This is a genomic window from Massilia aerilata, assembly GCF_042656905.1.
Taxonomy (GTDB): Bacteria; Pseudomonadota; Gammaproteobacteria; order Burkholderiales; family Burkholderiaceae_D; genus Telluria; species Telluria aerilata.
The window spans coordinates 138,001-162,982 of sequence record NZ_JBHSMZ010000008.1 but is presented as its reverse complement, the minus strand read 5'-3'; the positions used below and the strand labels follow the sequence as shown (position 1 = coordinate 162,982).

General features: G+C 66.8%; 29 protein-coding genes and 1 pseudogene. 16 read left to right on the top strand and 14 right to left on the bottom strand.

Going from position 1 to position 24,982, the window contains the following annotated elements; translation table 11 throughout:
* Positions 1-125: 125 nt before the first annotated feature.
* A complete protein-coding gene (locus tag ACFPO9_RS13365) occupies positions 126-407 on the top strand; it encodes a flagellar protein FliT (RefSeq protein WP_379771552.1) in 282 nt (93 codons plus the stop codon).
* A gap of 199 nt (positions 408-606) precedes the next feature.
* Here ACFPO9_RS13365 and pdxR read toward each other — a convergent pair whose 3' ends face one another.
* On the bottom strand, positions 607-2,073 hold the full coding sequence (gene pdxR / locus ACFPO9_RS13360) for a MocR-like pyridoxine biosynthesis transcription factor PdxR (protein ID WP_379771551.1): 1,467 nt from the start codon (positions 2,071-2,073) through the stop codon (positions 607-609).
* Between the two features lie 138 nt (positions 2,074-2,211).
* Here pdxR and ACFPO9_RS13355 point away from each other — a divergent pair, with 138 nt between their 5' ends.
* The 6 genes from ACFPO9_RS13355 to ACFPO9_RS13330 all read left to right on the top strand — a co-directional run bounded on the left by ACFPO9_RS13355 (position 2,212) and on the right by ACFPO9_RS13330 (position 8,237).
* Positions 2,212-2,826, top strand: a complete 615-nt coding sequence (locus ACFPO9_RS13355; RefSeq protein ID WP_379771550.1) for a tetratricopeptide repeat protein — start codon at positions 2,212-2,214, stop codon at positions 2,824-2,826.
* A gap of 22 nt (positions 2,827-2,848) precedes the next feature.
* The gene (locus tag ACFPO9_RS13350; protein ID WP_379771549.1) at positions 2,849-4,243 is read left to right on the top strand and encodes an amino acid permease; all 1,395 of its coding nucleotides are present in this window, start codon (positions 2,849-2,851) and stop codon (positions 4,241-4,243) included.
* Entirely contained in the window at positions 4,240-4,809 is a 570-nt protein-coding gene (locus ACFPO9_RS13345) for a hypothetical protein (RefSeq protein ID WP_379771548.1), read from the top strand. The genes ACFPO9_RS13350 and ACFPO9_RS13345 overlap by 4 nt, the downstream gene beginning before the upstream one ends.
* Position 4,810: 1 nt before the next feature.
* Positions 4,811-5,209: a VOC family protein gene (locus ACFPO9_RS13340; RefSeq protein ID WP_379771547.1), complete on the top strand. Its 399-nt coding sequence runs from the start codon at positions 4,811-4,813 to the stop codon at positions 5,207-5,209.
* On the top strand, positions 5,206-5,853 hold the full coding sequence (locus ACFPO9_RS13335; RefSeq protein ID WP_379771546.1) for a dihydrofolate reductase family protein: 648 nt from the start codon (positions 5,206-5,208) through the stop codon (positions 5,851-5,853). The genes ACFPO9_RS13340 and ACFPO9_RS13335 overlap by 4 nt, the downstream gene beginning before the upstream one ends.
* Before the next feature lie 131 nt (positions 5,854-5,984).
* Positions 5,985-8,237, top strand: coding sequence for an alpha/beta hydrolase family protein (locus ACFPO9_RS13330; RefSeq protein WP_379771545.1), 2,253 nt, complete (start codon positions 5,985-5,987; stop codon positions 8,235-8,237).
* A gap of 24 nt (positions 8,238-8,261) precedes the next feature.
* Here ACFPO9_RS13330 and ACFPO9_RS13325 read toward each other — a convergent pair.
* Positions 8,262-8,747 (bottom strand): annotated as a pseudogene (locus tag ACFPO9_RS13325) (NAD-dependent epimerase/dehydratase family protein); the annotation flags it as partial.
* Positions 8,735-8,896: a hypothetical protein gene (locus ACFPO9_RS13320; protein ID WP_379771690.1), complete on the bottom strand. Its 162-nt coding sequence runs from the start codon at positions 8,894-8,896 to the stop codon at positions 8,735-8,737. The gene ACFPO9_RS13320 and the pseudogene ACFPO9_RS13325, both read right to left, overlap by 13 nt.
* Before the next feature lie 287 nt (positions 8,897-9,183).
* Here ACFPO9_RS13320 and ACFPO9_RS13315 point away from each other — a divergent pair, with 287 nt between their 5' ends.
* The 4 genes from ACFPO9_RS13315 (at position 9,184) to ACFPO9_RS13300 (ending at position 11,513) form a co-directional block, all read left to right on the top strand.
* Complete coding sequence (locus ACFPO9_RS13315; RefSeq protein ID WP_379771544.1) at positions 9,184-9,423, top strand: hypothetical protein; 240 nt, start codon at positions 9,184-9,186, stop codon at positions 9,421-9,423.
* Between the two features lie 123 nt (positions 9,424-9,546).
* On the top strand, positions 9,547-10,347 hold the full coding sequence (locus ACFPO9_RS13310; RefSeq protein ID WP_379771542.1) for a hypothetical protein: 801 nt from the start codon (positions 9,547-9,549) through the stop codon (positions 10,345-10,347).
* 12 nt (positions 10,348-10,359) lie between these two features.
* Positions 10,360-10,887, top strand: a complete 528-nt coding sequence (locus tag ACFPO9_RS13305; protein WP_379771541.1) for an alginate lyase family protein — start codon at positions 10,360-10,362, stop codon at positions 10,885-10,887.
* Positions 10,884-11,513, top strand: coding sequence for a FadR/GntR family transcriptional regulator (locus ACFPO9_RS13300; RefSeq protein WP_379771540.1), 630 nt, complete (start codon positions 10,884-10,886; stop codon positions 11,511-11,513). The genes ACFPO9_RS13305 and ACFPO9_RS13300 overlap by 4 nt, the downstream gene beginning before the upstream one ends.
* Here ACFPO9_RS13300 and ACFPO9_RS13295 read toward each other — a convergent pair.
* Positions 11,508-11,900 (bottom strand): winged helix-turn-helix transcriptional regulator, encoded by a 393-nt coding sequence (locus tag ACFPO9_RS13295; protein ID WP_379771539.1) that lies wholly within the window; start codon positions 11,898-11,900, stop codon positions 11,508-11,510. The two genes, ACFPO9_RS13300 and ACFPO9_RS13295, sit on opposite strands and share 6 nt — an antisense overlap.
* A gap of 370 nt (positions 11,901-12,270) precedes the next feature.
* Complete coding sequence (locus ACFPO9_RS13290; protein WP_379771537.1) at positions 12,271-13,476, bottom strand: type IV pilus assembly protein FimV; 1,206 nt, start codon at positions 13,474-13,476, stop codon at positions 12,271-12,273.
* 95 nt (positions 13,477-13,571) lie between these two features.
* On the opposite strand from ACFPO9_RS13290, the gene fumC reads away from it, so the two are divergent.
* From fumC to ACFPO9_RS13275, 3 genes are all read left to right on the top strand, one after another.
* Positions 13,572-14,966, top strand: a complete 1,395-nt coding sequence (fumC, locus tag ACFPO9_RS13285) for a class II fumarate hydratase (protein WP_379771534.1) — start codon at positions 13,572-13,574, stop codon at positions 14,964-14,966.
* Positions 14,967-15,174: 208 nt separating this feature from the next.
* Entirely contained in the window at positions 15,175-15,387 is a 213-nt protein-coding gene (locus tag ACFPO9_RS13280) for an RNA-binding S4 domain-containing protein (RefSeq protein WP_230027530.1), read from the top strand.
* A 167-nt stretch (positions 15,388-15,554) separates the two neighbouring features.
* The gene (locus ACFPO9_RS13275) at positions 15,555-15,845 is read left to right on the top strand and encodes a DUF883 family protein (RefSeq protein ID WP_379771531.1); all 291 of its coding nucleotides are present in this window, start codon (positions 15,555-15,557) and stop codon (positions 15,843-15,845) included.
* Between the two features lie 42 nt (positions 15,846-15,887).
* On the opposite strand, the gene bufB is transcribed toward ACFPO9_RS13275, so the two are convergent.
* From bufB to ACFPO9_RS13230, 9 genes are all read right to left on the bottom strand, one after another.
* Positions 15,888-17,558: an MNIO family bufferin maturase gene (gene bufB / locus ACFPO9_RS13270; protein ID WP_379771529.1), complete on the bottom strand. Its 1,671-nt coding sequence runs from the start codon at positions 17,556-17,558 to the stop codon at positions 15,888-15,890.
* A 6-nt stretch (positions 17,559-17,564) separates the two neighbouring features.
* Positions 17,565-17,852 carry a BufA1 family periplasmic bufferin-type metallophore gene (locus ACFPO9_RS13265; protein ID WP_379771526.1) on the bottom strand — a complete coding sequence of 96 codons (288 nt, stop codon included), beginning with the start codon at positions 17,850-17,852 and terminating at the stop codon, positions 17,565-17,567.
* A 185-nt stretch (positions 17,853-18,037) separates the two neighbouring features.
* On the bottom strand, positions 18,038-18,238 hold the full coding sequence (locus ACFPO9_RS13260; protein WP_379771523.1) for a YjfB family protein: 201 nt from the start codon (positions 18,236-18,238) through the stop codon (positions 18,038-18,040).
* A gap of 76 nt (positions 18,239-18,314) precedes the next feature.
* On the bottom strand, positions 18,315-18,857 hold the full coding sequence (gene mobB, locus ACFPO9_RS13255; RefSeq protein ID WP_379771521.1) for a molybdopterin-guanine dinucleotide biosynthesis protein B: 543 nt from the start codon (positions 18,855-18,857) through the stop codon (positions 18,315-18,317).
* Entirely contained in the window at positions 18,844-19,635 is a 792-nt protein-coding gene (locus ACFPO9_RS13250; protein ID WP_379771519.1) for a general secretion pathway protein GspB, read from the bottom strand. Before ACFPO9_RS13250 ends, mobB begins: the two co-directional genes overlap by 14 nt.
* A gap of 1 nt (position 19,636) precedes the next feature.
* Entirely contained in the window at positions 19,637-21,280 is a 1,644-nt protein-coding gene (locus ACFPO9_RS13245) for an ExeA family protein (RefSeq protein ID WP_379771517.1), read from the bottom strand.
* A gap of 132 nt (positions 21,281-21,412) precedes the next feature.
* A complete protein-coding gene (locus ACFPO9_RS13240) occupies positions 21,413-21,910 on the bottom strand; it encodes a hypothetical protein (RefSeq protein WP_379771515.1) in 498 nt (165 codons plus the stop codon).
* Positions 21,892-22,077, bottom strand: coding sequence for a hypothetical protein (locus ACFPO9_RS13235; protein ID WP_230027521.1), 186 nt, complete (start codon positions 22,075-22,077; stop codon positions 21,892-21,894). The genes ACFPO9_RS13240 and ACFPO9_RS13235 overlap by 19 nt, the downstream gene beginning before the upstream one ends.
* Before the next feature lie 75 nt (positions 22,078-22,152).
* Positions 22,153-22,977 carry a metal-dependent hydrolase gene (locus ACFPO9_RS13230; protein ID WP_379771512.1) on the bottom strand — a complete coding sequence of 275 codons (825 nt, stop codon included), beginning with the start codon at positions 22,975-22,977 and terminating at the stop codon, positions 22,153-22,155.
* A 149-nt stretch (positions 22,978-23,126) separates the two neighbouring features.
* Between ACFPO9_RS13230 and ACFPO9_RS13225 the strand changes: the two genes are divergently transcribed.
* Positions 23,127-24,497, top strand: coding sequence for a GIN domain-containing protein (locus ACFPO9_RS13225; protein WP_379771510.1), 1,371 nt, complete (start codon positions 23,127-23,129; stop codon positions 24,495-24,497).
* Positions 24,498-24,501: 4 nt separating this feature from the next.
* Positions 24,502-24,900 carry a hypothetical protein gene (locus ACFPO9_RS13220; RefSeq protein WP_379771508.1) on the top strand — a complete coding sequence of 133 codons (399 nt, stop codon included), beginning with the start codon at positions 24,502-24,504 and terminating at the stop codon, positions 24,898-24,900.
* Positions 24,901-24,982: the final 82 nt, after the last annotated feature.

The following is a 24,982-nucleotide window of genomic DNA, read 5'->3' as shown; positions in this document are numbered from 1 at the left end:
CAATACTCGAGTTTGCGAGAAATTTTTAAAAAAATCTTTCGTCAACCCTAAAGTTTCAAAAATCAGGGCCGTTAAGGACCTTAGATACCCGGTAATTCGGCCGGAAAACTTGCTCTTGGTGCATCATGACGTCCAACGAAGTCCTCGCCATGTACGAAAATATCGCCGCCCTCAGCGGCCGGATGGCAGTTGCTGCCCAGGATGGCGACTTCGATGGTTTGGCACGGCTGGAAACCCAGGTGTCCCTGCAGGTGAGCGCCACCAAATCGGGCGTGCCGCCGCTGGAAGGCGTCCAGCGCCTGCGCAAGATCGACCTGCTCAAGCAGATCATGGCCAATGACCGCGCCGTGCGCGACGTCACCGAACCCTGGCACGGCCAGATCGAGCGGGCGATGAGCGCCCATTAAGCGTTTCACCTCTCCCGGACAACCCCTGCGACTCACGTCCCAGGGGTTTTTTGTTGCCCGTTCCCGGCAAGCAAAACGTTTTCTCTCATCCCGCCTGACTTCCCAAAGTTGTTGAAATGGCCAATTCTTGTGATTAGGATTCTCTCAATAATCAGAGGCACAAGGAGACGAAGCATCTTGCACGCAAGCCGCCGTGCTTTCAGCCGCTCTGCGAAAACGTTTGCCTGCGGACTCGCGCCAGGCGCCTTATTGCAGCGTCGATGTCCCCGGCCGGCACCTGGCTGTAGCCCAGCAGCAGACCGTTCCACGCGGTCTTGCGCAAGCCGGTCTCGTGCCGCGTCATGCAATGCGCGGCGATGCCGGCGGCGAGTGCGGCATCGCTGATGCGGTCGTCGCGCCAGGCCGGATCGGCAAAGCGCAGCGACAAGTGCATGCCGGTGCCGGCGCCATGCACCAGCACGGTGTCGCCAAAATGCAGGCTTAGCGCCTCGAGCAAGGCGTCGCGCCGCTCGCGGTACAGGCGCCGCATGCGCCGCAGGTGCTGCACGAACTGCCCGCTGTTCAAGAATGCCGCCAGCGCCCGCTGCTCGGGCACGCGCCCGTGCATGGGCAGGCGCGCCAGCGCCGGGCGCGCGGCCTCGGCCAGGCCCGCCGGCAGCACCATGAAGCCGGTGCGCATGGCCGGGAACATGGTCTTGCTGAAGGTGCCCAGGTAAATCACCGGCGCGGCCGGCGCCAGGCCCTGCATCGCCGGCAGCGGCGGGCCGTCATGCCGGAACTCGCTGTCGTAATCGTCTTCGATGATCAGCGCACCGGCGCGGCCCGCGTTTTCCAGCAGCTCGAGCCGGCGCCGCATGTCCAGCACGCCGCCGCTCGGATACTGATGCGAGGGGCTGGCATAGATCAGGCGCGGCGGCGTGCGGCGCCAGTCCTCGTCCGCCGGGACGATGCCCTCCTCGTCCACCGGGATGCCGACCGTGCGCAGCTGGCCGCCGCGGAAGGCGGACAATGCGCCCAGGTAGCCGGGGCTCTCGATCCAGGCCGTGTCGCCGGCGTCGGCGAACAGCTGGACGCACAGCTCCAGGCTGGCCTGGGTGCCGTTGGTGACCACCACTTGCGCGGGGTCGCAGCGCACGCCGCGCGCGGCCTGCAGGTAGTCCGCGATCGCCTTGCGCAGCACCGGCAGGCCGGTCGGGTCGCAGTAATCGAACTCGAAGGGCCCGGTCTCGCGCCAGGCGCGGTCCAGCAGGCGGCGCCAGGCCGCCATCGGAAAGGCGTCGAGGGCGGGCACGCCGAGCGCGAAGGCGCCGCTCAGGAAGCCGGGCGTGGCCATGCCTGCCAGCGCCTGCGCGCGGCGCGACAGGGTGGAAGGCGCCGGCGGCCCACCGCCCTTTTCGGGCGCGGTCGCCACTTGCGCCACTTCGGTGCCGCGCCGGGAAGTCAGCAGCAAGCCTTCGGACATCAGCTGCTCGTAGGCATACAAAACCGTGTTGCGGGCAATGCCCAGCTCGCGCGCCAGGGTCCGCGTCGACAGCAGGCGGTGCCCGGCAGCCAGGCGTCCGCCAAGGATGGCCGCGCGCAGGCAGGCGTGCACCGTGCGCTGCCGCGGCCAGCCGCTCACGTCGTGGTGGCGCTCGAAATCCGCGAGCAGGAGGCCGTAGTCCATCTGTAGTCCTATCGAACAGGCGCCGGGTGGCCCTTACATGGTACCAGTCCACTGCATATAGTTTGCCAATAAATATCTTTTTCCGGCTATGTCGAATTCGGTCCTTTTCATTCGTCGATCAGGAAACGTGAGAAGACCATGAAAAAGCAGATCGCCACAATGATGCTCCTGCTTGGCCTGCACGCCCCTTCGCTTGCAGGCCTGGCCGAAGGCGTGCTGGCCTACAAGGAGCAGGATTACGCAGCCGCGTTGAAGGAAATCGCGCCCCTTGCCAATACCGGCAACGCGGATGCGGAGCATTTGCTCGGCCTGATGTACTACATGGGCCATGGCGTCCCGCGCGACTACAAGCAGGCCTTCCGCTGGCACCACAAGGCGGCGCTGCAGGGTTTGCCGGCCGCCGAGTACGTGGTCGGCGCCATGTACTACACCGGCAATGCGGTGCCCCAGGACCAGGCGCTGGCCGTGTCCTGGTTCCGCAAGGCGGCTGGCCAGGGCCATCCGGACGCCCAGTACGCCCTCGGCCTGATGTACCGCTATCACGTGGCCGGCCTGCCCGAGGATGCGGTGCTTGCTTACATGCTATGGGACCTGGCGGCCGCCAGGGGCCACCGCAATGCGGGCGAGCAGCGAGCCGACATCGCGCGCCGGATGACGGAAGAACAGATCGAAGAAGCGCAATGCATGTCCCGCAACTGGCAGCCGGGCATGCCCTTGCCGTCCCGGCCGCACAAGAGCAGCAGCACATCCTGACTCACTTTTACCTAGAGCGCACATGAGCCTATTCAGAACAAAAAATCTCGACCAGATGATGGTCACGAGCCGCAAGCCCGGCGGCCTGAAAAAAGTGCTGGGTCCCTTCGACCTGGTATTGATGGGCATCGGCGCGGTGATCGGCACCGGCATCTTCGTGCTGACCGGGACCGGCGTCGTCACGGCCGGCCCCGCCCTGACGCTGTCCTTCGTCATCGCCGGCGTGTGCTGCGGCCTGGCGGCGCTGTGCTATGCGGAGTTCGCGTCCACCGTCCCCGTCGCCGGTTCGATCTACACCTATAGTTACGTGACGATGGGCGAGCTGGTGGCCTGGATCATCGGCTGGGACCTGCTGCTCGAATACGGCCTGGCGACGTCCGCGGTGGCGGTGGGCTGGTCCGGCTATTTCCAGTCGCTGATGGCCAGCTTCGGCCTGATGCTGCCGGAAGCGCTGCGGGCCGCGCCCGGTGCGCTGCCGGGACAGCACACCTGGTTCAACCTGCCGGCCTTCTGCATCATGATGGTGTTGACGGGGATGCTGTCGCTGGGCGTACGCGAGTCCGCGCGCGTGAACAACATCATGGTCGTCATCAAGCTCGGCGTCGTGCTGCTGTTCATCCTGGTCGGCGCGCGCCACGTCCAGCCGGCCAACTGGCATCCCTTCATGCCGCACGGCGCCGGCGGCACGCTGAGCGCCGCCGCGCTCATGTTCTTCGCCTTCATCGGCTTCGATTCCGTCACCTCCGCCGCCGAGGAAGTGAAGCGCCCGGAGCGCGACCTGCCCATCGGCCTGATCGGCACGCTGGCGACCTGCACGGTCATGTACATCATCGTCACCGCCATCATGACCGGCATCGTGCCGTATGCGCAGTTCCTCGGCATCGACCACCCGGTGTCGCTGGCGCTGCAGTATGCGCACGAAACCTGGTTCGCGGCCTTCGTCGACCTCGGCGCCATCCTCGGCATGACCACCGTGATCCTGGTGATGGCCTATGGCCAGACGCGCATCCTGTTCGCCATGTCGCGCGACGGCCTGCTGCCGCCAAGGCTGTCGACGGTCCATCCGCGTTTCGGCACGCCCTTCTTCGCCACCTGGATCGTCGGGATCATCTTCGGCCTGTTGAGCGCCGTGGTGCCGCTCGGCGTGCTCGGCGAACTGGTCAACATGGGCACGCTGGCGGCCTTTTGCCTGGTCTCGGTGGCCGTCATCGTGCTGCGCAAGAAACGCCCCGACCTGCACCGCGCCTTCCGCTGTCCCGGCGTGCCCTACGTACCCATGCTCGCGATCGCCTTTTGCGCCGTGCTGATGGCCTTCCTCGGCAAGACCACCTGGATGGCGTTCCTGGCCTGGCTGGCGCTGGGCCTGGTGGTGTATTTTGCGTATGCGCGGCCTCGCTCCCTGCTGAACCGGGCATGAAAAAGCTTCTCGCATTGACTCTCCTGCTGCTGTCGAATGCAGCGATCGGCGGCGCACCGGCGCCGCGCGACGGCCAGCACGATTTCGACTGGGAGATCGGCGCCTGGGGCACGCAGCTGAAACGCCTGCGCGAGCCGCTCAGCGGCAAGACCGACTGGGTCGAGTACGCGGGCACCTCGGTCGTCAAACCCGTGATGGGCGAGCGCGCCAACCTCGTGGAACTCGACGTGCGCGGCGGTGCCGGCCGGATCGCGGGCGTGTCGCTGCGCCTGTACCAGCCGGCGAGCGGCCAGTGGACCCTGCATTTCGCCAACCTGGCCAATGGCCTGATGACGGAGCCGATGCACGGTGTCTTCAAGGACGGCCGGGGCAGCTTTTACGGCCAGGACACCCTGGACGGACGCGCGATCCTGGTGCGCTTCCTGATCCTGCCGATGGATGCGGGCCGCTGGCGCTTCGAGCAGGCCTACTCAAAGGACGGCGGCCAGCATTGGGAGACCAACTGGATCGCCATCGACACCCGTCGCGAACGCGCGTCGACAAATGTTTCACCTACCGGAAAATGATATGAAAGTGACGGTTTCCATCGATGTGCCCTCCATCGAAGCGGGTTTAAAATTCTTCGGAGAAGCCTTCGGATTTTCCGAAGCCTCCCGGCCGCATCCCGGCTATGCTTTATTAAGCGCCGGCGAAGCGACGATCGGCCTCGTCGCCAAGCCGGCGGGCAGCCATCCCGCCAAAGGCAGCGACGACGTGCGCAGATACGAGCGGCACTGGACGCCGGTGCACATCGATTTTCGCGTCGAGGATTTCGAAGCGACGCTGGCGAAGGCGCTGGGCGCCGGCGCAAAAACCGAACAGGTACACCGCGTGGCCGGTTATCCTCCTGTAGCATTTTGCAGCGATCCGTTTGGCCACGGTTTCTGCATCGTTGGCCTTCAGCCTTTCATCATGGAGACAGAATGACCGAACTAAAAGTACGATGCTTTTCCATTTCCCTCGACGGCTACGGCGCCGGTCCGAACCAGAGCCTCGAGAACCCCATGGGTGAAGGCGCCGGCGGCCTGCACCAGTGGTTCCGCGGCACCCGCACCTTCCAGAGCATGATCGGCAACGCAGGCAAGGGAACCGACGGCCCGGACGAAGACTTTGCCGCGCGCGGCTTCGAGAACGTGGGCGCCTGGATCCTGGGCCGCAACATGTTCGGGCCGGTCCGCGGTCCCTGGCCGGACGACAGCTGGAAAGGCTGGTGGGGCGATGAGCCGCCCTACCACGTGCCGGTATTCGTGCTGACCCAGTACCCGCGTGCGCCGCTGGAGATGAAAGGCGGCACCACCTTTTACTTCGTCACCGACGGCATCCAGTCCGCCTACGAGCAGGCCCGCGCCGCCGCCAAGGGCAAGGACATACGCCTGGGCGGCGGCGTGGCGACGGTGCGCGAGTTCCTGCAGGCCGGATTGGTCGACGAGATGCACCTGGCGATCTCACCGGTTCTGCTGGGGTCCGGCGAATCCCTGTTCGCGGGGCTGGACCTGAACGCCATGGGCTTCCGCTGTACCGCGCATGTGCCCACCGCAGCGGCGACGCACGTGGTGCTGCGCAAGGACTGAGGCGGGCGCTCAATCCTCGTAGAGCGGCCCTGCCGGTGGGTTCAACCGGTGGAAGTTCGTGAGTTTTCACATATCGTTTTCTGCTAAGGTTGGACGATATCCGACTCTGCCCTTCTCCGGTTGAGGTCCTTATGAAACTGCGTCACGCTCTGGTGCTGAGTGTTGCCTTGTTGACGGCGCCGGCTTCTTTCGCCGGCGAGCAGCGCATTCCCATTGCCGCATTCTTCGACAGCCTCCACCTGAGCGGCGCCAAGCTCTCACCGGACGGCAAACGACTGGCCATGCTGGTCAAGAACGATCAGGGTCGTGACCAGCTCGGCGTCGTCAACCTGGAAGACGAGTCCATGAAAGTGGTCGCCGTATTTTCAGACATGGATGTCGGGCGTTTCGAGTGGGTCAATAAGGGCAGATTAATCTACAACTCGCGCGACAAACGCACAGCGCAAGGCGATGTGGACAAAGCGCCCGGCCTGTTCGCCGTGAATATCGACGGCAGCGGACAACGCCAGTTGGCCCACATGGGCCAGCTCCCTCCATCGCCTACCGCCCGCAAAAGGCTGCCAGCGAATACGCTGATGCTTGGACAGCCGGGCGCACAGGACTCGGATTGGGTCTATGTCCTCAGCCCCGATTTCTCGAGCGAACGGGTCGATCTGATCAGGGTCAATACCGTGAGCGGCTTCAGCAAGGAGGTGAAAGGGCCGGGTCCCGCGCGCAGATGGTGGTTCGACACAAGAGGCGAACCGGCATTGGCGACCACGATCGAGAACGGCATGGAGCTGCTGTATTACCTTGACCCCGGGACCGGCAGCTGGCGCCAACTGGGCAGCATGGCGAACATGGGCTTCGCCGACATCGACTCCGCGTCGGTCCCGGCAGCCGCATCGGACGACAAGATCGACAAGGTGATCGTCAGCGCACGCGCGGCGACACTGAAGTTCACCCCGCTGGGCTTCACGCCCGAGGGCGAGCTGTATGTGATCAGCCACAAGAAGCGCGACAAGGACGCCTTGTTCGCCTACGACATCGTCACAGGCAAATTGGCCGATCGTCCCTTGTTGGATCTGGAGGCATACGACTTCCACGGCACACTCGTCACGTCTGCCACCAGGCTGCTTGGGGTTCGCTACACCGTCGATGCTGAAAGTACGCGCTGGTTCGATCCCGCCATGAAGCAGGTGCAGGACGCCGTTGACCAGCTGCTGCCTGGCCGGGTCAACACCTTGAGCGTCGGGGCGCGTTCCGAAACGCCATTCGTGCTGGTGGAATCGTGGTCCGACCGCGAGCCGCCTGTCTTCCTGCTGTTCAACCGGGAGACCCGGAAGCTTTCCAACCTTGGAAAAAGCCGCCCGGCCATCGCGCCTGGTCAAATGGCGGAGCAGGTGCTGGAACAGGTCAAGGCGCGCGATGGACTGCCGATTCCGACATGGATAACGGTCCCGAACCATAGCCAGGGCAAGAAGCTGCCGATGGTCGTGCTGGTGCATGGAGGCCCGTGGACGCGCGGCCAGGAATGGGGCTGGAGCAGCGAGAGGCAGTTCCTGGCGTCGCGCGGCTACATCGTGCTGGAACCGGAATTCCGCGGCAGCACCGGTTTTGGCCAGGCGCACTTCCAGGCCGGCTGGAAGCAGTGGGGCCTGTCGATGCAAGACGATATCGCCGATGTGACGCGCTGGGCCATTGCCGAGAACATCGCCGATCCGCGGCGCATCTGCATCGGCGGCGGCGGTTACGGTGGATATGCTGCCCTGATGGGCCTGATCCGCGATCCGGCTCTGTACCGATGCGGGATCGCCTGGGCTGGCGTCACTGACCTCGATCTGCTTTACAAAGGAGACGCGATCGGCGGCAGCGACCTGTCCGATGAATACAAGCGCTACGGCTTCCCGGCTCTGGTGGGCGATCCTGTCAAGGACGCTGCCCGGTTCGCGGCAAGCTCACCGTTGAAGCAAGCCGCACGCATCGTCCAGCCGCTGCTGCTGGTCTATGGCGGCGACGACCGGCGCGTGCCGCTCTCCCACGGCCGCCAGTTGTATGAGGCAGTCAGGCAAACCAACAAGAACGTCGAATGGATCGTCTACGACAAGGAAGGGAACGGAGGGGGCCTGGTCGACGGCAGGAACGGCCCACGCGCGCCCGTCTATCAAGGCGTGACCGTTTATGACCCGGTCCGGCAAACCAACCAGAATGTCGAATGGGTCGTCTACCAAAAGCAAGGCAGGACGTATAACGAATACACGGATGTACCGGCCTACGAAAGCGTCGATTTGATGACTGTCTACGAAAAGGAAGGGCACGGTTGGGGCCTTGCCAGCACGCGCGTGGATTTTTGGGGACGGGTCGAGAAGTTCCTTCAGCAGCACATCGGTGACGGCGCAAAATAGCTTCTGACGACGGCGCCCGCAAGTTCAATCCTTGTAGATCGGCCCCGCCAGCAGGAAAGGCCCGCCCTGGTAGGTCGCCGCGATGTCGTCCGCCGGCGGCCAGGCCCCGCTCTGCGGAAAGCGCTCCGCAAATTCGCGCGAGCTCTTTTGCGGCACGAAGCCCAGGTGCGCCGCCTCGCGGTTATCCCACCATTTGACCGGATTGTCGGAAACGCCGTAGGTGATGGTATGGCCGACGCGCGGCGCGTCGAAGGAGGAGCCGATGCGCAGGCAGACGGTCTCGATGCCGAAGCGGTCGTAGTAGTAGCGCGACAGGGCTTCGCCGAAGCACTTCGAGACCCCGTAGATGCCGTCCGGGCGCAGCGGCGCGGTGGCGTCGACGACCTGCGTGGTCGGGTAGTAGCCGACCACGTGGCTGGAGCTGGCGTAGATCACGCGCCGGATGCCGCGCTTGTGCACCGCCTCGTACAGGTGGTGCAGGCCGAGGATGTTGGCGTTCATGATTGGTTCAGCTGGCCGGCCTTTTCCTCGATCGTCATCTGGAGCAGCAGCGCCTCGACCCGCTGCGCGATATCCGCATCGCCGCCGGCAAAGGCCGCGCCCGCGAACGCTGCCAGTGCCGCCGCGACGGCTATCCGCGCTTTCCAGTTTTTCTTCATCTCCCCGCTGCCTCCAAGCTAATTGAGGATCGGAGACACATGAAGATCGTGAAGTCGATCCTGGCGGCGCTGCTCGCAAGCGCGCTTCTCCCACCCTGCTTTCGGCGCCGCGCAAACTGCGGACACGCCGCGTCCGCCGTCCTCGCGCTACGTCCCGCCGCTGGCCATGACGCCGATGAATCGGATCGTCAAGCAGCAGCTGTGCCCCCAGCTCGAGTATTTGTTCGACAAGATGGCAGCCGAAAAGGAGCACGTCGCCATCGCCGGCGTGGAGGCGCTGAAGAGCAATGACAAGTTCTTGCAGGGGAAGATCGCCAGCGGCCTGCGTCACGCCGCAGTGGGACCTCATCCGGCTGCCGACCAATTACTATGGCGTGGCCTTCAGCGTGGCGCGCCTGCGCATGCTGCTCGGCCGGGAAGACGAGAGCGCCAGCAAGGTCCTGCTCGAGAAGATGACGACGCATTACGCGACCTACTCCGGCAAGTTCGGGTTTTCCGATGAGACGCCCGGAGAAGGCCGCTTCTGAAAGCCCTGCTGCGCAAGTCGGTCGACGTCGAACTGAACTTCGCCAACACCGCCGGCGAAGGCTTTACCTTGGGGCCGCAGCCTCGGTCCCTATGGCGAGACCGCGGCGCTGGATATCCTGTCGGTGTCGGGCTACCCGGGCGTGCTCACGCCCCAGGAAAAGCGGTACGCCTATGGCATGCAGGACGCCAAGCCGAAGGCGGACCTGCAGGCCTGGCTGGACAAGACGCGCCCGCGTTTCGGCACGACCTGGTTCGCGCGCGGCGACCATGACCGTGCACTCGCCATCTACCGCGACAAGGGCCACGTCTTCAGCCTGGCGATGATCAACGGCGGCGACAGCCAGTTCGACACCAGCCCCTACAATCCGCTGCCCTTCGCATCGGGCATCATCGCCGGCACGCCGGACAGCGGCGCCGAACACGCCCAGCTGCTGCCGAAGTTCACCCTGCTTGACGGCAGCCAGCTGCTGCCGGTCTCCTACATCAAGGACATCCGCAGCGCCAGCCGCGGCAACACGGCGCGCGTCAGCTACCGCCAGGACGCCCTGGCGAAGCTCGGCAAGAAGGGGCCAATCAAGGACGAGCGCATCAAGCTGGAGACCACCTACAGCTTCGAACCGGGTATCATCACGCGCACCGACACCTATACGCCGGCGATGCCGCTGCAGGTGGCGCGCGCCAGCCTGGAGTTCGCGTCCTATTCGGAGGCGCCCGCGCTGCAGGGCAAGACCGTGCGCTTCGGCCAGGGCGATGTCAGCGCCTTCGAGGTGAGCGGACTGGATGCCTGCACGGTCGAGGCCACGCACGGCGCGGACCCGTACCGCGCGCCGGAAGGGCCGATGGCCAGCCACGTCAGCTGCGCCAGCACCGGCTTCCGCTTCGAGCGTCCGCTGACGATCAAGTGGACCCTGCGTTATCGTTGAAGGAAGGACGCCATGCCGAACAAGATCCGCACCACCCTGTTGGCGACGCTGCTGACGCTGTGCGTCCAGGCGGCGCAGGCTTGCGAAGCGCCGCCGCCGGCCGTCCACGACATCGACGCCAACAGCTACTACAGCGACAAGAACCATTCCATCATCGACCCGGTGCGCAAGGCGCGCAACGTCGCCGCAACGAAACCGGTCGACGAATTCCTCGACGCGGTCGCGCGCCGCGCCAGCGCCTTCCAGGCGGCGCCGGCGAACCGTGACGAAGCCCGCTGCGGCCTGCAATGGCTGTCCGCCTGGGCCCAGCAGAACGCGATGCTGGGCAAGATGACGAGCAACCAGTCCTACTACACGCGCAAGTGGGCCGCCCAGGAACGCATCAAGGGCACGCCTGGCTGGAAGATCGTGTACGACCGGCACACCAGTACTGCGACCGCAGGCACGCCGGCGCCGTCCGCGCTGTGGGAACCGCGCATGGGCGGCGACATCGGCCTCGCCAATCCGCTGGAGCATCCTGCAAAAATGAGCGCGCCATGAACAAGGGCCGTCCCAGCCTCGCCCACGGTGTCGTCGAAGGCATCGCGGCGCGCATCCGCCAGGGCCAGCTGAAGCCCGGCGACCGGCTGCCGACCGAGGCCGCGATCGTGGCGGAATCTGGCGTCAGCCGCTCCGTGGTGCGCGAGGCGATCTCGCACCTGCAGGCGGCCGGACTGGTGGAGACGCGCCATGGCATCGGCACCTTCGTGCTCGAACCGCAGCAGCAGACCGCGCTGGCGATCCTGGAACTGCGGATGGGGATGGAAACCGAGGCTGCGGCGCTGGCGGCCGCGCGCCGCACCGAGGCCCAGCTGGCGGCGCTGCGCGCGGCGCTGGAGGACATGCGCCGTGCGCAGGCGGCCGGCGAGCCGACGGTGGAGGCCGACGTGCGCTTCCACCGCATCCTCGCCGAGTCCAGCGCCAATCCTTATTTCGTCGAGCTCCAGGGCCAGCTCGGCAAGCTGCTGTCCCTGCGCGAGCGGCCGGCCGGCAGCTTCGAGCGCATGCATCACGAACACGAGGACATCGTCGACGCCATCGCGCGCCAGGATGCCGACAGCGCGCGCGCCGCGATGCGCACCCACCTGTCGAACAGCGGCGAAAGAATGCGCAAGCCTTCTTTATGAGGCGTGGACGGCGCCGGCCGTCTTGCGCTGGGCGGCCAGCATGGCGCCCATGTTCGTCTCGATCCACTCCGCCAGCTCGCCCATCTTGCGGCTGATCTCCTCGCCCAGCGGCGTCAGGCGGTACTCCACGCGCGGCGGCGCGGCCGACTGGACGATGCGCTGCACGAAACCGTCCTGCTCCAGCCAGACCAGGGTCTGGGCCAGCATCTTCTCGCTGATCCCGCCGACCTTGCGGCGCAGTTCGCCGAAACGCTGGGCGCCGTCGCCGAGGGCCACCAGCAGCAGGACGCCCCAGCGGCTGGTCACGTGCTTGAGCACTTCGCGCGAAGGGCAGCTTTCGGAAAACAGGTCGCCGCGTGGCGCCTGGGCTGGATCTGTATCGCTCATCTGAAGGTTCCTCCGTCGATGTCGATATCCTAAGCCAAGCGGCCGAACCCAGCCGTCGCGTTGGCGCCAGCCGTGCGCGGGCAAGAAAAAACCCGCGACGTTTGCGCGTCGCGGGCTTCTGGAATCGGGGAGTGCGAGCACCAGGTATCTCCTGGCGTCGCCTCTTGCCGGTTGCATCCGGCGTCCACCTGCCACTGTAGTCAGGCGAACCGCTTCCGGGGACAGGCGTTTCTTCAACGAACATCCGGTTTCCGCGCCACGCTATCGGTGGTGGCTGCGCCGGATCCTGAGCCGTTTTTGTGGTCATTCAGATCACATGGGAATTAGTATAACGCAAATTTTTGACTTGTGTAGACGAGTTTGTGCGCGCCTATTCGAAAGTCGGTTCGACCGCTTCTTCGATCGCTTCCGGCGCGGCGGCCGGGGCCGGTCTGGTGCGGGAAGCGAAGCGCTGGCGCAGGCGTTCCAGCAGGCGCGGCTCGGCCGGCATGTCGACGTTTTGCACCGTGCGGACGCGGCGGCGCAGCAGCGCCCCTGCGCCACCCAGCGCCAGCAGCAGGGCTGCGGCCCCGCCGATCCAGCCCCAGGGCAAGCCGGACTCGGGCTCGGGCGGCGGCGTCTTGGGCTTGCGCGGCACCAGCGGCTTGATGGCGCCGATGGGTTTCGGGCCGGGTGCTTCCTTGGCGGCTTCGGGTTCCGGCGCGGGAGCAGGTGCGTGATCGGCCCCGGGCGCGGGCGCGGGAGCAGATGCGGCGGCATGCGCGGCAGCGGCTGCGGACTCGGCGGCGGCCGGTGCGGCGCCGAGCGTGGCCTGCAGCGATTTCACCTTGCCCTCCAGCGCGCCCAGCTTGGCCTGGAGGGCGGCGTTCTTGTCGTCGAGGGCGGCGCAGACCTTGGCCTGCTCGGCTTGCTGGACGCAGGCCGCCGGGGCCGCGGACTGCTGGCCGTGGATGGGCAGTGGCAGCACGGCCGCCGCTTTCGCTTCCGCTTGGGCGGTCTCGGCAGGCTTCCTGGCGTGCAGGCGTGTTCTGACCGGCGCCGGCTGCTTCGTGCCCTCTTCTTCCGCAGGCTTGCGCGCCAGCGCGGGCATCGGCGCGGCCCTGGGCGCCGGTTCCGCATGCGCCACCGGCGCCGGGACCACAGCGGGCGCCGGAGCAGCAACCGGGGCCGCAAGCGGCGCCGGATTCGGATCGGGCGTCAGCCACAAGGTGGCCAGGCGCACCGTGCGCTGCCCCTTGTCGACCAGTTCCAGGTAGAGGTGCAGGTGATCGCTGTCGACCGGCCGCAGCGAGGTCAGGTGCAGGAACTGGCGGCCGTCGCGCCGCATCACCGACAAGTTCAGGCTGGCCAGCACGGGCGGCAGGGCGATGCCCGCGCCGTTGTAGACCTCGGGGCTGGCCACGCGCACGGACACCGTCTGCGCGGGATCGTCGACCATCGCCAGTTCGATGTCGGCCACCAGGGCTTGCCCGATGTGGGAGGACACCCGCGCCTCGCCGAGTTCGGCCGCGTGGGCGGAACCCAGGGCACTGGCAAGGACGAGCGTGGACAGGAAATGGCGGGAGCAGCGGAGCATATAGTTCACGTATTTGAAGCCTCAGCGTCGTTAACGGCCGTTGCGGTACACTCTTTAGTGAACCTTCCCAACTAACAAAAACTCAGGACCAGTCTATGGATAACAGGATCGAGAAGGACAGCTTCGGCCCGATCGAAGTGCCAGCCGGACAACTGTGGGGCGCGCAGACCCAGCGCTCGCTGCATCATTTCCACATTTCGAGCGAAAAGATGGCGCCGGAACTGGTCGCCGCGCTGGCCCAGGTCAAGCGCGCCGCCGCCGCCGTCAACCGCTCGCTCGGCAAGCTGCCCGCCGACAAGGCCAACGCCATCATCGCCGCCGCCGACGAAGTGCTGGACGGCCGCCATCCGACCGAGTTCCCGCTGTCGGTCTGGCAGACCGGCTCCGGCACCCAGAGCAACATGAACATGAACGAGGTGCTGGCCAACCGCGGCTCGGAGCTGATCGGCGGCGAGCGCGGCGAGGCCCGCCTGCTGCACCCGAACGACCACGTGAACATGGGCCAGTCTTCGAACGACATGTTTCCGACTGCGATGCACGTGGCCGCCGCGGCCGCCGTCGCCAAGGACGTCCTGCCGGCCCTGGCCCAGCTGCGCGGGACGCTCCACGTCAAGGCGCGCGACTTCGCCGACATCGTCAAGATCGGCCGCACCCACCTGCAGGACGCCACGCCGCTGACCCTGGGCCAGGAATTTTCCGGCTACGTCGCCCAGCTCGAATTCGCCGAGCAGGCGCTCAAGTCCGCCCTGCCCGGCCTGCTGCAACTGGCGGCCGGCGGCACCGCGGTCGGCACCGGCCTGAACGCACATCCGGAATTCGCGAACCGCATCGCGGCGGAGATTTCCTCGCGCACCGGCCTGCAATTCAAGAGCGCGCCGAACAAGTTCATGGCCCTGGCCGGCCACGACGCGATGGTGCAGGCGCACGGCGCCTTCAAGACCCTCGCCACGGCGCTGATGAAGATCGCCAACGACGTGCGCTGGATGGCTTCCGGCCCGCGCTCCGGCCTGGGCGAGATCACCATCCCCGAAAACGAGCCGGGCAGCTCGATCATGCCGGGCAAGGTCAACCCGACCCAGTGCGAGGCGATGACCATGCTGTGCTGCCAGGTGCTCGGCAACGACGTCGCCCTCAGCATCGGCGGGTCCATGGGCAATTTCGAGCTGAACGTGTTCAAGCCGATGATCGCCCACAATTTCCTGCAAAGTGCGCGCCTGCTGGCCGACGGCATGCACTCCTTCGACGAGCATTGCGCCCGCGGCATCGAGCCCAACCGCAAGCGCATCGGCGAGCTGATGGAGCAGTCGCTGATGCTGGTGACCGCCCTGGCCCCGCATATCGGGTATGATCGCGCCGCGCAGATCGCCAAGACCGCCCAGCACGAGGGACTCACCCTGCGCCAGGCGGCGCTGCGGTCCGGCTTTGTCGACGAGCAGCAGTTCGATCAGTGGATCGTGCCGATCGAGATGACGCGGCCGGATCCGGGCTGAGTATTTAAGTATTACCCCGCGCAGGCGCCTTCGTCGTCCCCGCGAAGGCGGGGATCCAAGTTTTGTACGCGTTACCTTAGCGCCGGCACACTTGGGTCCCCGCCTTCGCGGGGACGACGTATTTGAAGGCGGGGACGACGTATTTGAAGGCGGGGACGACCTCTTGTCGGCCTCAACAGTACGACGCCGATTTTTAACCGAGGATAGAATGCAAACAACAACTTTTGAACTGACATCGGAGTTCATCGAACTCAACCAGCTGCTCAAGCTCGTCGGCTATGTCGACAGCGGTGGCGCCGGCAAGAACATGGTGGCCAGCGGTGTGGTGTCGGTCGACGGCAAGAAGGAACTGCGCAAGACTGCGAAGATCCGTGCCGGCCAGGTCGTAAGCGTGGGCGATATGCGGATCACTGTCCGCTAACAAAGTTCCCTGCCGCTTACCAAAAAAATGGTGCGTCCTGCCGGGTGCACCTGCCGGTCGCACCCGAGTAGCCGTCCCCGGCTGTAGGGGTGACGTTTGCGCACTGACAAACTTGGGCAGTCCTCCTTCTCTATATTGAAGACGTATTTCGGCTAAAGGTGAGGAAGATGGAAACCCCAGACCCAAGCTCAATGACGCAGCAGCGGCTGATCGGCGACCTGCGTCTCGTCATCGAAAACGCGGAAGAACTGCTCAAGAACACCGACCATTACACCGGCCTGGTGTATCAGAGTGCGCGCGCCAAGCTGGCCATGGCCTTGAATGCGGCCAATGAAGAACTGGTCCGTTTCGAGGAGGAACAGCTGTCCAAAATGATCGAAGCGACCCGGGAAGCCAACGAACTGCACCATGACAGGACCGGCGAAGAACGCATCCTGCGCGCCTTCCAGTATCACTGACACCGTAGTCCACCGGGCCACCGCGCCCGCGCCGGCCTCGCCTTACAGCGCGGGCGGGTCGGCTTCCCGGACTTCCTTCACGATTCCCGTCAGCACCCCGTTCTTCAGCCAGCCGTCCAGCCAGGCCGCGATCGGCGCCTCCTCATCCAGGTCGAAGGCTGCATCGAAGGCCGCGCCAAAGCTCTCCCCTTCCGCCAGCCGCGCCAATGCCGCCCATTCGGCCGCATCGATCTCGCGCACCGTCACTTGCCAGCGTGCGCGCAGGATCAGCGCGTGGCTTGGGCGCCCGGCTTCTTGCGGAGCGTCCGGACCCTCGGGCTGTTCGGCCAGCCAGATCGCAGCCGTGGCCCAGCGCGAGGCATGCAGGCGCAGCGAGGGGTGCAGGATGGCGCGGCTGGCTTCGAACTGCTGCGGGCTCAGGGTCGCCAGCGCGGCGCGCGGATCGTCGTCCGCCCGTGCATCGGGCGCGTGCCAGGATTCGTGGATGGCCCATTCGAGCCGCGCCAGGTCGGGCAGCTCGGGACCATCGTCAGCGCCGATGAACGCGGCCAGTTCGGCGCCGAAGCGGTTCAGGTCCGGGTCTTGCGCAGGGTGGGCGCGTCCGTAGGCGCGCGCGAGGGCGTCGAAAGCGTCCTGCCCCAGGCGCTTGCGCAGCACCGGATAGGCATTGGCCAGCGCGCGGCGCCAAACGCTCGTGAGGTTGCCGCGGTAGATGCCGAAGCGGGCGGGATCGCCCTTCAGCTCGGGCGCCAGCAGGGGCAGCCGGCCGGGGTCGGCCAGGGCATCACCGAAGTCTTGCTGGAGACCGGCATTGCTGTCAACCGGCGCTTCCACCGGCAGAGACAAGGACCGGTGCGCGGCCGCCGCGGGCGAAAAAGCCCTTACCGTCTCCGCGGCAATGCGCTGCGCTATATGAACCTCGTCCAGCAGCACCTCGAGCGCCGGCACGCCGGTATCCCACTCGATCAGCGTCGGCACGTCGCCGAAACGCCCTAAAGCCTCGCGGTACAAGGACCACACCGGCGGCGCGACACGGTCGCCATGGTGATCGATGACGGCAAGTCCGGTGACCAGGTGGCCGCCCAGGTGCAGCTCGCCGACCGTCCCCGGCGCCAGGCCAGCGAGCGCCTCCAGCGCCGCCAGGGCATCCTCGCCGTGGTTGCACTGGTTGACGTAGAGATTGTTCACGTCGAGCAGGATGCCGCAGCCGGTGCGCTGCGCCAGCGCCGCCAGGAATTCGGCTTCGCTCATCGCATCGCCGGCAAAGCGCAGATAGGTGGAGACGTTTTCGACCAGGATGCGCCGCTTCAGCACGGCCTGCACCCGCTCGACGCGGGCAGCGACCAGGCCGAGGGCCGCGCCATCCAGGCGCAGCGGCAGCAGGTCGTTCAGTTGCCGGTCGCGCAGCGCGCCCCAGCTCAGGTGCTCGGAGACGAGGGCCGGCTCGATTGCATCGGCAAGCTGGCGCACGCGCTCCAGATGGTCTTCGGAAAAGCCGTGGCTCGACCCCAGGCCCAGCCCGACGCCGTGCAGGCTGAGCGGATAGTCGCGCCGCAGCGACTGCAGCACATGCCAGTCCCAGCCCGAGCGGGCCAGGTAATTTTCCGTATGAACTTCCAGCCAGGCGAGCGGTGGACGCTCTTCCATCAGTTGGCGGTAATGCGGCGCGCGCAGGCCGATGCCGACCCCGCGCGCGTCCAGCGTCTCGAGCACGGCTTTTTACCCGGCCTTGCCCTGCTTGGCCTGCTGCGGCGGGTTCAGCTTGCCGCCGGACTTCTCGCAGCTGCCCTTTGCCACCGTGCGCCATTCCGCCGGGTCATTGTCGACCGCCGCCTGGCCGGCGCAGCCGTGGGTGGCGGTGCCGCAATCGTTCTGGCCGGCCTTGGCCACGCCGTAGCATTTTTCCTGCTCACCTTTCGGCTGCATGTCCATCTGGCCGGTGGCCGACGCGTTCGCGGCGCAGACGCTCGCGAGCGCGGCAGCAACGAGTGCTTGACGTTTATTCATGGGGGAGTCTCCTTCGAAATGCGTACACCGGCGGGGTCGGCCTTGTGTGGCTGCGCGTGGGCAGCGATGGTGGCGGCAAGAGCGGGACTATTGTGCGGCCTGCCTCGCGCCGGGTACGTGGACGGTTTAACGCACCGGGCCGCGATCCTGTTGACGCGCCCGGTTGATTTTTTTACGGAACGTTTTTAGGCCGTGGTATTGACGTTTTTGCCCAGGTGGGCCGGCAGGTTCGGCGCCGGCGACGCAGCCTGGACGGCGTCCAGCAGCTGGGTGGCGGTCGTTGCCTGAACGTCCTGCGCCTTCTTGAGCATGGCGATGCCCACATCCTGGCGGGTGCCGGTGTCGGCGATACTGGTGGCGAGTTTGGCAATACTCATGACGTCCATGACGGTCTCCTGTGTGAGGGCGAACTACGGGCCCGATGCGGGTCATCATGTATTAACGTCAGCTTCGGGCAAAACTTTAGGATGCGGTCGCCAGGCGCCGTCTGAGCCAGCGCAATATCGCCGCAGGCTGGTCCAGTTCGAGCCAGGTGAGGTCCCGCCGCAGCCCGGCCGGCGCCGGCGCATTGGATGCCACCGCGACCACGTTCGCGTCTTCCGGATACATGGCCGTGCGCCCGAGTTCGGGCCGGAACACCTCGAGCTTCGGGATGGCGGCCCATTTGTAGCCCTCGACCAGGGTCAGGTCGGCCGGCGCCAGGCGCGCCAGGTGCTCCTCGAGCGTGGGCTCGGGCGCGCCGCGCAGCTCGTGCTGGATCGCGAAACGGTAGGGCGAGGCGATCATGACCTCGCCGGCGCCCGCCAGGCGCAGGCGCGCACTGTCCTTGTGCGGCGGCTCCAGCACGATGTCGTGGTGGCTGTGCTTGATGACGTTGACCCGCAGGCCCTCGCTTGCCAGCTGGCCGACCAGGTATTCCAGCAGCGTCGTCTTGCCGCTGCCGGACCAGCCGACCACGCCCAGCACCTGGCCGCCGGCGGCCCTCCCCGCCTCAGTAGGCGACACGATAGCGGACGCCGCGGTAATTCATCACCGCCGCCTTCGGCAACAGCTTCTCCAGCACCAGTCCGGGCGCGACCTCCTCGCCTTCGTGGCGCAGGGTCTTGTCGACCAGCAGCAGGCGGTCGGCCGGATTGGCCGAATACATGTAGCCGCCGAAGGCCACGCGCGGGACCTCGCGCTGCATGTTGTCGGGCAGCTGCTGCAGGTAAGGCAGGCTGTCTTCGGGCGACGGCGACGGTGCGGCGCCTGGGCGCGGCGCTGCGGCGGGCGCGGATGGAACAGCTGGCGAGGCGGCCGGGCTGCGGGCGCCGACCGGGGATGCCGGGGCATCGCCCCCTGCCCTGCTGCCCGGGGCCGGCGCCGGGCGTGCGGGCGGCTCGGCCATATGGGCGGGACGCGGCGGCGGCGCAGGCGGTGCGCTCACTTCCAGCGTGTTCGAGGCGGCGTTCACGGCAGTCGCGGACGCAGCGGGCGCGCGCTCAGCCGCCCCTGGCATTGCGGGCGCGGCGGCGGCCGGCGTGGCAGTCGACGCAGCCGGCCTGGCCGTCGAACCTGCCGCAAGCACTGCCGGCGCAGCCGGCGCCGGCGTCCGCTGCCACATGAACAGCCCGCCCAGCAACACGACCAGCGCACCGGCCCCCAGGCCGATGAACAGCGGCTTGCGGCTGGCCGCAACGCCCGGCTGTTCGAGCTGTGCCGCTTGCGGCGCGTGAATGGTCGGCGCGTTGCCCAGCTGGCGTTCGGCCTGGGCCTTCTTCAGCGCTTCGAGGATGTATGACATATTATTTTCCCGTCCCGTTCGACGCCAGCAGGTGCGGTTCGTCGACCCCGCTCAGCTGGTTCAGGCGCATGAAGGTCCGCGGCCCGGCCACGCCGTCCGCTTTCAGGTTCTGCTTTGCCTGGAAAGTGCGCAGCAGGCGGCGCGTCGGTTCGTCCAGCGGCCGGTCGGTACGCGGCGCTTCGAGCTTGTTCAGTTCCGCCAGGCGGCCGGCGATCCAGTCCACGTCCGGGCCGGTGTCGCCGGGGTGGATCTCGTCGCGGAAGGCGCGCGGCTGCTTCCACAGGGTCGTGAATTCGCCGTCGAAGCGGGTCGCCAGCGCGCCCAGGCTGACTTTCTGGCGCTGGCCGTTCACGCTCAGCACCGCGCTGTCGGCGTCCATCGAGGACAGCACCGCGTAGCCCAGCTTCTGGCCGTCGTGCAGGGCGACGATGGCCGGGCGGTCGAGCAGGCGCAACTCGTACAGGCCGCCGCGGCCCTGGTAGCAGCGCAGGTCAAGCTTGGGCGCGCCCTGGCAGGGTTCGTCGGTGGGCAGCTGCCGGCCCCACAGCGTGCCCAGCTCGCGCAGGGCTTCGGTCTGGGTTGCCAATAACAGCGGCTTGGCCGTGCTTCCCCCGACAGGAATCGAGCCCGCACCCTTGACCGGCTGCACATCCTTTTTCGCATGCTGAGGCGCAGGCGCCGTAGCAGCAACCGGCGCGGAAGGCGCCGCAGCACGCGGCACCGCCTGCCAGGCCGCCGCGCTGATCGCCGCCCCGGCCAGCACCCCGCCCGCCACCAGCGGCCAGCGCAGCGGAGGCGCGCCGCGCCCGCCTGGCGGCGGGCCCTCGCCGGCAAACACTTCCTGGGCCGCGCGGCGCAGGATCTTCGGCGTCACCACGCTGCTGTTCTCGACATAGGCGCCGAGCAGCGCGCGGTCGCACAGCAGGTTGATGCGGCGCGGCACGCCGTGCGTCAAGCGGTGGATCAGCGGCGCCAGCGCGCCGGGAATCGGGTTTCCCGGATGGGCGCCCGCCACCGTCAGGCGGTGCGTGACGTAGGCGCCGGTCTCGGCTTCGGACAGCGGCCCGAGGTGGTAGCGCGCGATCACGCGCTGGGCCAGCTGCTCCAGCTCGGGCTGGGCCAGCATGGTGCGGAGCTCGGGCTGGCCGATCAGGATGATTTGCAGCAGCTTGCGCTCGCTGGTCTCGAGGTTGGTCAGCAGGCGCAGCTGTTCCAGTACCTGGGGCGACAGGTTCTGCGCCTCGTCGATCACCAGCACGTTGTTGTTGCCCTGGGCGTGGCTGTCCAGCAGGTAGCCGTTGATCGCATCGACATAGCTTTTCACGCCGAGCGCGCCGGCGGACGCGGGCGGCAGCTCGATGCGGAACTCGTCGCAGATGGTCAGCAGCAGTTCCTCGACCGTCAGCTTGGGGTTGAAGATATAGGCCAGGCGGCAGTTGTCGGGGATCTGCTCGATGAAGCAGCGGCACACCGTGGTCTTGCCGGCGCCGATCTCGCCCGTCAGCAGGACGAAGCCGCCGCCGCTGCCGATACCGTACAGCAGATGCGCCAGCGCCTCGCGGTGGCGCTCGCTCATGAAGAGGTAGCGCGGATCGGGCGCGATCGAGAACGGCTGTTGCTTCAAATTGAAATAGCTGGTGTACATACCTAAGTAACCTCGAAAAACCTACTACGCGTTGCACTGCCGGCCTGCGATGCTCGCTGTACTACTCGTACAGCTGCGCTTCTCGGCCAGCATTGCCGCCGCTCGCTACGGTTTTACGAGCTTACTTGAACCCTAGCGGCCCGGCGGCAGCGGTTTGAACTTCGCGCAGTATATTTTGCTTTTGCTATTGTAGTAAGCGATCTTGCTGCCGGTGGCGGAAACCCGCAAAGGATATTGGGAACTATCCGCCGGAGGATAGCGCACGCCGGCCGCGCCGCGGACCGACTGCTCCAGCTGGTCCGGCGGCACCTCGGCCACCGCGGCCAGAAACACCAGCTCGCTGGTATCGTCGCTGACCATCACCTCGGTAACAGGCGCGCCCCACAGCGTCGCCTCGCCGGTGCGGAACCAGAAGGCCCCGCCCTCGTGCTTGTAGGGCGCGCCGAAATGGCTGCTGAGCCAGGAATAGAAGTATTTGTTGTCGATCTGGTCCCGGCACAGCAGCGCACCGCCGATCACGGGGCCGAAGGTGGAAGGCTGCTTGTCCTGGGCCTGGGCGGAGGCCGCGCCGGCGAGGATGGCCAAGGCCAGCGGCAGCAGCCGCAGGGCCGTCACAGCTTGGACAGCCATGCGCGGTTGGCGGCGATCTTCGCCTTCACCGACGCCGGCAGGGCGTCATAGCAGCCGGGATGCTGCTTGAGGGCGTGCTCGCGCACTTCCTTCTCCATGCCATTGACCAGGAATATATAGACGGCAGCACCTTCCGCATTCTTGCGGGTGCCAAGATAGCGAATCACGAATAGTCTCCTTTACGAGCCATCCATTATGACATTCGCTCCGCGATCCAGCCACGCGCAACGCGCAAGGCGTTTTCAGGCCGATGTGCTGCCGACCGCGCGCCAGGTATCGTCGTTGCTCTCCAGCCACATCTGCAACAGTGCGCGATTGTCGTGCCGCCAGGGGTGGAAGCGCGGCGAGAGGTAGCCCAGGCTGGGCTTGAACAGGCTCCAGGCCAGGCCGCGGCGCCCGAACCACATGCGCGCCGCACTGGCCCAGGTTGCCAGGCGCCAGGCCGCGCCGTCGCGCCGCAGGTTATGCAAGGTCTGCGTGGTGGTGTCCAGCCAGAACACCAGGCTCACGTGCAGGTACCACAGCACCCGCTTCAGGTAGCCGCCGCCGGCTGCGCGGTAGACGTCGAAGGCGACCGCCTTGTGTTCCAGCTCCTCGGCGGCGTGCCAGTTCCACAGGGTGCGCAGCTGCGGATCGGCGCCGTCCAGCCAGGCCGGATTGCGCAGCACGTAGTCGGCCAGCATGGCCGTGTAGTGCTCGAGCGCGCAGGTGATGGCCAGGCGGTCCTGCACCGGCAGCTTGCGGATGCGCTCCACGCGCACCTGCAGTGTCGGCTCCATGGTGTACTCGAAGCCCTGGCGCGCCAGCTCGGCGTTGTACTGCTGGTGCACGAAGCGGTGGCTGGCTTCCTGGCCGACGAAGTCCTTCACCTCGGCGCGCAGCACCGGGTCGAGGATGGCGTCAGCAGGCGCCGCGCGCACGCTGTCGATGAACATCTGCTCGCCGAGCGGGAAACTCATCGACAGCGCATTCAGGAAGGCGGTGCGATAGACGTCGCCGCCCATCCAGTGGCGCGGGAAGCCCTGGGACAGGTCGACGTTCAGCTTGCGGACGGTCAGCGAGGACATCCATTAAATATACACCGCTCAGCCCCGTTCTTTTACACTTCGCGCCGCGTTTTCGCACGTCTGTCGTTTTGCGCATGCAGACACGGCAAGCTTGCCCTATCGTTCAGGCTCCCGGTAGCACCCACCTTTCATCACACAAGAACGAGATCATGAAGACCGCCATCAAACTGACCGCCATCGCCGCCGCCCTCGCCTGCGCCACCATCGCCAGCCACGCCAGCCTCGCCCAGGCGCAGGCGCAGCAAGCCCAGGGCGCAGGCACCGTTACCGAGCAGCGCCAGGTCGGCGCCTTCAGCGCGATCGAGCTGGGCGGCCCCTGCCGCGTGATCATCGACGCCCAGGCCCGCCAGGCCGTCACGGTGTCGGGCCTGCGCAAGGAGCTCGACGAGATGGAAGTCCTGGTGCGCGGCGACACCCTGGTGGTGCGCCCGCTCTCGCGCAACGGCTTCTCCTTCAGCTTCGGCAAGCGCCGCGAGACCGTCACCACGGTCACCATCGGCGCCGCCGGCCTGAAAAGCCTGCGCATGAGCGGCAGCGGCGACGTCGAACTGTCCCAGGTCGGCGGCGAGCGCTTCACGCTGGTCAGCACCGGCCCCGGCGACCTGCACGCCAGCGGCGCGGTGCGCCAGCTGGTGGTGGAAAGCAGCGGCAGCGGCGATCTCGACCTGCGCCGCATGAAGACCGGCGACGCCGACATCACCATGCGCGGCCCTGGCGACGTCCACCTGGCCGGCATCGCCAACGAGCTGGCGGCCCAGATGAGCGGCTCGGGCGACCTTGAAGCCGACGGCCTGCGCGCCTCCCGCGTGACGGCGCGCATGCGCGGCCCGGGCGACCTGAAACTGTCCGGCAGCAGCCGCGAACTAAGCCTGGAGAGCAGCGGCTCGGGCGACTTCGAAGGCTGCGAGCTGGCGGTCGAAGGCGTGCGCAGCGTGCAGCGTGGCCCGGGCAACGCCTGCATCGCCGGGAACATCCGCAAGTTCGAGGCCGAAGTCCAGGGCTCGGGCGAGCTGGATGCGCGCGGCTTGAACGCGGCTGTCAGCCAGCTGCGCCTGGGCGGCCCCGGCAACGCGGCGCTCAGCGGCAGCGTCGGCAACCTGACCGTGGAGGCGAGCGGCTCGGGCGACCTGAATGGCGACAGCCTCAAGGTGGCCAAGGCCGTCGTGCGCAGCCGCGGGCCGGGCGGCGTCAAGCTGCAGAACGTTTCCGACACCCTGGACGCCGAAATGCACGGCTCCGGCGAGCTGGAAGCCAGCATGTCCGGCAAGCGCCTGCTGCTGAAGATGGACGGCCCCGGCGACGCCCGCATCGACGGCAGCGTGGCCCAGGTGAGCATCCAGATCAACGGCTCCGGCAGCCTCGAAGGCCGGCGCCTGAACGTGGGCCAGACCGACATCTCGGTGCGCGGCCCGGGCAGCGCCTCGGTCAACGTGGTCGGCAAGGACGCAGGCGGCAAGGGCGATGCGCGCGGCCTCGGCCAGCTGCTGCTGGTCGACCGCAGCGGTTCGCGTCATCAGTAAAAGCATGAAAGGCATTCTCAACGTCCTCGAAACCCGGCTGCTGCGGCGGCCGGGCTGGCTGCGGATGCCGTCCGCGCCTTCGATTCTCGTCGCCGACAGCGGCTTCACGGTGCGCGGCCTGGCCGTGCCCTGGGAGGCGGTCAGCCGGATCAGGGCCTGGCGCGGCGATCCGTCCGGCGGCGCCCAGCCCTGGCGCGACCTGCACGGCGACATCTGCCTGGACATCAGCGCCGAAGTCGACGCCCGCATCATCACCCTCAGCGAAGCCCAGCGCGGCTTCGACGATTTCGTGGCCATGGCCGACCGCAAGATGACCTTCCCGCTCGGCTGGTGGGACCACCTCGGCGGACCCGGCACGCGGCGCCAGGGCGTCACCCTGTTCGAGCGCTTCACGCACGGCTGATCGCGTCGGCGCCTTGTGCTAATGTGTTGATGGCAACACTTCACACATTAAGAGCGTCTAACAAAACCTTGAGGGCAAGGCG

Coding starts and splice junctions, on each gene's coding strand:
- ACFPO9_RS13365 (WP_379771552.1), top strand. CDS start 126: ATGACGTCCAACGAAGTCCTCGCCATGTACGAAAATATCGCCGCCCTC.
- pdxR (WP_379771551.1), bottom strand. CDS start 2,073: ATGGACTACGGCCTCCTGCTCGCGGATTTCGAGCGCCACCACGACGTG.
- ACFPO9_RS13355 (WP_379771550.1), top strand. CDS start 2,212: ATGAAAAAGCAGATCGCCACAATGATGCTCCTGCTTGGCCTGCACGCC.
- ACFPO9_RS13350 (WP_379771549.1), top strand. CDS start 2,849: ATGAGCCTATTCAGAACAAAAAATCTCGACCAGATGATGGTCACGAGC.
- ACFPO9_RS13345 (WP_379771548.1), top strand. CDS start 4,240: ATGAAAAAGCTTCTCGCATTGACTCTCCTGCTGCTGTCGAATGCAGCG.
- ACFPO9_RS13340 (WP_379771547.1), top strand. CDS start 4,811: ATGAAAGTGACGGTTTCCATCGATGTGCCCTCCATCGAAGCGGGTTTA.
- ACFPO9_RS13335 (WP_379771546.1), top strand. CDS start 5,206: ATGACCGAACTAAAAGTACGATGCTTTTCCATTTCCCTCGACGGCTAC.
- ACFPO9_RS13330 (WP_379771545.1), top strand. CDS start 5,985: ATGAAACTGCGTCACGCTCTGGTGCTGAGTGTTGCCTTGTTGACGGCG.
- ACFPO9_RS13320 (WP_379771690.1), bottom strand. CDS start 8,896: ATGAAGAAAAACTGGAAAGCGCGGATAGCCGTCGCGGCGGCACTGGCA.
- ACFPO9_RS13315 (WP_379771544.1), top strand. CDS start 9,184: ATGACAAGTTCTTGCAGGGGAAGATCGCCAGCGGCCTGCGTCACGCCG.
- ACFPO9_RS13305 (WP_379771541.1), top strand. CDS start 10,360: ATGCCGAACAAGATCCGCACCACCCTGTTGGCGACGCTGCTGACGCTG.
- ACFPO9_RS13300 (WP_379771540.1), top strand. CDS start 10,884: ATGAACAAGGGCCGTCCCAGCCTCGCCCACGGTGTCGTCGAAGGCATC.
- ACFPO9_RS13295 (WP_379771539.1), bottom strand. CDS start 11,900: ATGAGCGATACAGATCCAGCCCAGGCGCCACGCGGCGACCTGTTTTCC.
- ACFPO9_RS13290 (WP_379771537.1), bottom strand. CDS start 13,476: ATGCTCCGCTGCTCCCGCCATTTCCTGTCCACGCTCGTCCTTGCCAGT.
- fumC (WP_379771534.1), top strand. CDS start 13,572: ATGGATAACAGGATCGAGAAGGACAGCTTCGGCCCGATCGAAGTGCCA.
- ACFPO9_RS13280 (WP_230027530.1), top strand. CDS start 15,175: ATGCAAACAACAACTTTTGAACTGACATCGGAGTTCATCGAACTCAAC.
- ACFPO9_RS13275 (WP_379771531.1), top strand. CDS start 15,555: ATGGAAACCCCAGACCCAAGCTCAATGACGCAGCAGCGGCTGATCGGC.
- ACFPO9_RS13265 (WP_379771526.1), bottom strand. CDS start 17,852: ATGAATAAACGTCAAGCACTCGTTGCTGCCGCGCTCGCGAGCGTCTGC.
- ACFPO9_RS13260 (WP_379771523.1), bottom strand. CDS start 18,238: ATGGACGTCATGAGTATTGCCAAACTCGCCACCAGTATCGCCGACACC.
- ACFPO9_RS13250 (WP_379771519.1), bottom strand. CDS start 19,635: ATGTCATACATCCTCGAAGCGCTGAAGAAGGCCCAGGCCGAACGCCAG.
- ACFPO9_RS13245 (WP_379771517.1), bottom strand. CDS start 21,280: ATGTACACCAGCTATTTCAATTTGAAGCAACAGCCGTTCTCGATCGCG.
- ACFPO9_RS13240 (WP_379771515.1), bottom strand. CDS start 21,910: ATGGCTGTCCAAGCTGTGACGGCCCTGCGGCTGCTGCCGCTGGCCTTG.
- ACFPO9_RS13230 (WP_379771512.1), bottom strand. CDS start 22,977: ATGTCCTCGCTGACCGTCCGCAAGCTGAACGTCGACCTGTCCCAGGGC.
- ACFPO9_RS13225 (WP_379771510.1), top strand. CDS start 23,127: ATGAAGACCGCCATCAAACTGACCGCCATCGCCGCCGCCCTCGCCTGC.
- ACFPO9_RS13220 (WP_379771508.1), top strand. CDS start 24,502: ATGAAAGGCATTCTCAACGTCCTCGAAACCCGGCTGCTGCGGCGGCCG.